The 4,091-nt window shown below is 65.1% G+C and carries 7 protein-coding genes; 1 reads left to right on the top strand and 6 read right to left on the bottom strand.

What is annotated here, in order from left to right; all coding sequences use genetic code 11:
* The coding region (locus AC1P6P_RS05670; protein WP_481401463.1) for a lyase family protein at window positions 1-270 on the bottom strand (270 nt) is incomplete at its 3' end.
* A 9-nt stretch (window positions 271-279) separates the two neighbouring features.
* Between AC1P6P_RS05670 and AC1P6P_RS05665 the strand changes: the two genes are divergently transcribed.
* On the top strand, window positions 280-843 hold the full coding sequence (locus AC1P6P_RS05665; protein ID WP_481401462.1) for a TlpA family protein disulfide reductase: 564 nt from the start codon (window positions 280-282) through the stop codon (window positions 841-843).
* Window positions 844-993: 150 nt separating this feature from the next.
* On the opposite strand, the gene AC1P6P_RS05660 is transcribed toward AC1P6P_RS05665, so the two are convergent.
* The 5 genes from AC1P6P_RS05660 to AC1P6P_RS05640 form a co-directional block, all read right to left on the bottom strand.
* The gene (locus AC1P6P_RS05660) at window positions 994-1,326 is read right to left on the bottom strand and encodes a type II toxin-antitoxin system PemK/MazF family toxin (protein WP_481401461.1); all 333 of its coding nucleotides are present in this window, start codon (window positions 1,324-1,326) and stop codon (window positions 994-996) included.
* 5 nt (window positions 1,327-1,331) lie between these two features.
* Complete coding sequence (locus AC1P6P_RS05655; RefSeq protein ID WP_481401460.1) at window positions 1,332-1,571, bottom strand: AbrB/MazE/SpoVT family DNA-binding domain-containing protein; 240 nt, start codon at window positions 1,569-1,571, stop codon at window positions 1,332-1,334.
* A 54-nt stretch (window positions 1,572-1,625) separates the two neighbouring features.
* A complete protein-coding gene (locus tag AC1P6P_RS05650) occupies window positions 1,626-2,501 on the bottom strand; it encodes a 3-hydroxybutyryl-CoA dehydrogenase (RefSeq protein WP_481401459.1) in 876 nt (291 codons plus the stop codon).
* A gap of 59 nt (window positions 2,502-2,560) precedes the next feature.
* Complete coding sequence (locus tag AC1P6P_RS05645) at window positions 2,561-3,505, bottom strand: electron transfer flavoprotein subunit alpha/FixB family protein (protein ID WP_481401458.1); 945 nt, start codon at window positions 3,503-3,505, stop codon at window positions 2,561-2,563.
* A gap of 53 nt (window positions 3,506-3,558) precedes the next feature.
* Window positions 3,559-4,091, bottom strand: a 533-nt coding sequence (locus tag AC1P6P_RS05640) for an electron transfer flavoprotein subunit beta/FixA family protein (RefSeq protein WP_481401457.1), incomplete at its 5' end; no start/stop codon positions are given.

Here is a 4,091-nt window from a genome sequence, read left to right as displayed (position 1 = left end):
GATGTTGAGGTGAATGTCCTCGAGACTGCGCTTGAACTCGAACTTGCCGTCGCGGATCTCCGCTTCCACCGTGTCGAGGCCGGCCAGGATGGCGGAGAGATCCGCCTTGGTGATGATGCCCTGGTTCGCCAGCATGCGCGCATGGGCGCGGCTGCCGGTGATATCCTCGCCCGCCAGGCGTTGGTCGAAGCCGATGGAGGGGGTAAACTCCTCCATGATTTTCGCCGGGCCGCCTTCGAAGCGGCCGCCCCACATTTTATTCGCGCTCATGAGACGTCCGTGACCAAACCCCGCCTTCTCGTCTTTGCGACCCTAGCTGGCGCGGCATTGCTGCTGCTGGCCGTTCTATATGGGATGACAGCCACGACTGTCCACGCGCCTCCGGCCTCGCTCAGCCCCTTGAAGCTGGCTGACAAGCCCCAGGCGGCGCCGGAAGTGGCCTTTACCGGCCCCGGCGGGCGGGTGGTGAATCTGCATCAGTTCAAGGGCAAATACGTCCTGCTCAACCTGTGGGCGCCATGGTGCGGGCCCTGCGTCAAGGAGTTGCCGGCACTCGCCGACCTGCAGGCCGCGCTGCCGCCGGACCGCTTTGTGGTGGTGCCGGTCGATGTCGGCCGCGAAGGCCAGGCCGACGCCCAGGGCTTCCTGGCCGGGCACGGCGCCGGCACGCTGCACACCTATGTCGACAGCGAGGCCCAGCTGCTGCGCGCCTTCGGCGGCTACGGCCTGCCGATGACCGCCCTGATCGACCCCGAAGGCAACGAAATTGCCCGCGCGGAAGGCGCCCCGGAATGGTCGAAGCCGGAGTCGGTGGCGTATCTGAAAAAGGTGGTTGAAAAGTAGCAGGGAGACAAGATGCGACCCAAAGGCAACTACACGGCAGTGGTTAAGGGTGGCAACAGGAAAGTGAAAATCAAAGGAACTCTTTGTGCGTACAAAACCGTGCGCGTGAAGACGCATTTGCGCGCTATCAAGCCCAAATAGAATCTCTGCCTATAAGCCCAGAAACGGCGCCAGTCTTGCGTCAATCGCGTCAAGCACGTCGCGCGGCGCCTCGCCGGCGATTTTCAGGAAGCGCGCCTCGCGATCGACGCTGCGTATCTGGTCGACGAGAACGACGCCCGACACCGGCAAACCGTCCGGCAGTTTCACCTCCATCGGCCAGCCACGTTCCGTCGTCGTGATCGGGCAAACCACCGCCAGCTCGGACCGCTCATGATACCCGCGGGTGGTGAGCACGATCGCCGGCCGCCGTCCGGCTTGTTCCCGACCGGCTTGGGGCGTGAATTCGAGCCAGACGAGACTGCCGCGATCGGGTAACTCCATGGCCGCTACAAAGCCTCGGACCCGCGCGGGTCGTCATCAGCGATGGCGGGATGTTGACGGTCCACCGTCATGCCTTCAAGCAGTTCTTCGAGGGTAAACCGGCGCGCGGCTTTGGTGATCACGAGACGGTCGGCATGCGCCTCGATCTCGACACGGGTGCCTTCGCTAAGCCCTAGCCGGGCCGCAACGTCGCGCGGCACGCGAATGCCTAAGCTATTGCCCCATTTTGCAATTTGCGTGACCATGGCACTCCATCTGTATATCCAAAGGATATACATCTGGCGGCAAAAATCAAGGTCTTACCGCGTCGGCACCGGGTGGTCGCTGCGGTAGTCGTAGAAGCCGCGGCCGGTTTTGCGCCCCAGCCAGCCGGCCTCGACGTATTTCACCAAGAGTGGGCAGGGCCGATATTTGGAGTCGGCGAGGCCCTCATACAGCACCTGCATCACCGCGAGGCAGGTGTCGAGGCCGATGAAGTCGGCGAGCTGCAGTGGGCCCATCGGGTGGTTGGCGCCGAGCCGCATCGCGGTGTCGATGGCTTCGACGTTGCCGACGCCTTCGTACAGCGTATAGACCGCCTCGTTGATCATCGGCAGCAGGATGCGGTTGACGATGAAGGCGGGGAAATCCTCGGCATAGGCGGCGGTCTTGCCGATCCGCTTCACCAGTTCGAGCGCGGCCTGATAGGTGGCGTCGTCGGTGGCGATGCCGCGGATCACCTCTACCAGCTGCATCACCGGCACCGGATTCATGAAGTGCAGGCCGATGAAGCGTTCGGCGCGGCCCGAGGCGGCGGCCAGCCGCGTTACCGAGATCGACGAGGTGTTGGTGGCGATGATCGCCTCGGGCTTCAGAAGGGCGGCGAGTTCCTGGAAGATCGCCTTCTTCAGCGCTTCGTCTTCGAGCGCCGCTTCGATCACCAGATCGCAGTCCTTGAGGCCATCAAGCCCCACCACCGTCTGGATGCGGCCGAGCGCCGCTTCGATGTCGCCATCCTGGATCAGGGCGCGGGCGGCCTGCCGGCTCATGTTCTTGCGGATCAGCGCCAGCGACTTGTCGAGCGCCTCCTGGTTCAGGTCCTCCACGATGACGCCGTATCCGGCCAGCGCCAGGACATGGGCGATACCGCTACCCATTTGGCCGGCGCCGACAATTCCGATGCGTTCGATGGTCATGGTATTCCTCGTTGGCGCCCCCGGCGCGCGAAACCGGTTACCCCAGGTGCGCGCCGCATTCAATTGTAGCCCCGCTTGGCCAACTCTGCGTCGATTTCCGGCAGCACCTGGAACAGGTCGGCGACCAGCCCGACATCGGCGAGCTTGAAGATCGGCGCCTCCTCGTCCCGGTTGATGGCGACGATGGTCTTGGCCTCCTTCATCCCGGCCACATGCTGGATCGCCCCCGACACGCCGACCGCGATGTAAAGCTCTGGCGCAACAACCTTTCCGGTCTGTCCGACCTGGCAGTCGTTGGCCACGAAACCGGCATCGACGGCGGCGCGCGAGGCCCCGATCGCCGCCTTGAGACGGTCGGCAATCTTCTCCAGGAGCTTGAAATTGTCGCCCGACTGCAACCCGCGGCCACCAGCGATGACGATCTTGGCGGTGGTCAGCTCCGGCCGCCCAGATTGCGAAAGTGTCTCACCCACGAAGGCCGAAAGCCCCGGATCGGGTCCGGCGGCGCAGCGCGTGATCGGCACCGGCCCGCTCGTTGCGGTTGCAGCAAAGGCGGTGGCGCGAACCGTGAGCACCAATTTCCCCGGCGGCGCCTTCACCGTCTGGATGACGCTGCCGGCATAGATCGGCCGCTCAAAGGTGTCGGGCGCCACCACTTTGGTGATCTCGGAAATCTGGGCCACATCGAGGAGGGCGGCGAGCCGCGGCAGCACCGCCTTGCCGGTCGAGGTCGCCGGCGCCAGCACCGCGTCGAAATCGGCAGCGAGTGGGACCAGCAGCGCCGTCAGCGGCTCGGGCAAGCCATGGGCGTAAAGCGGATCATCGCAACAGAGCACCATTGCCACGCCCGCGAGGCGCGCGGCGGCGGCGGCGACGGCGGCACAATTGTGACCGGCGACCAGCACCTGCACCTCGTGGCCCAGCGCCAGCGCCGCGGTCACTGTTTTGGCCGTGGCGTCGGCGAGATGGCGGTTGTCGTGTTCGGCGAGAACCAGGCTGGCCATCAGATCACTCCGGCCGCTGCCAGGTGATCGACCAGCTCGCTGACCGTTTTCACTTAGATGCCGGCCGGCCGCGCTGCGGGTTCGGTGACCGACAGCACCGTCAGTCGCGGCGTGGTGTCGACGCCGTACGCGGCCGCGGTCTTCGCCACGATCGGTTTCTTCTTGGCTTTCATCAGGCCGGGGAGCGACGCATAGCGCGGCTCGTTGAGTCTGAGATCGGTGGTGACGACGGCCGGGAGTTTCAGCGTCACGGTCTGCAGGCCGTTGTCGATTTCGCGTTCGACGATGGCGGTCTCGCCCTCGATCGCGAGCGTATGGGCACGGGTCGCTTGCGCCCAGTCGAGGAGGGCCGCCAGCATCGGACCGGTCTGGCTGCAATCATCATCGATTGCCTGTTTGCCGGCGAGGACGAGGCCGGGCTGCTCTTCGACGCAAATCGCTCGGAGGATTTTGGCGACCGCCAACGGTTCGACGTCGCCGTCGGCGATCACCAGGATGCCGCGGTCGGCACCCATGGCGAGCGCGGTACGAAGCGTGTCGCCGGCTTCGCGCCGGCCGATCGAGACGGCGATGACTTCGCTCGCCG

Source organism: Rhizomicrobium sp. (assembly GCF_056722145.1).
This window is presented reverse-complemented; position numbering and strand designations above follow the sequence as displayed.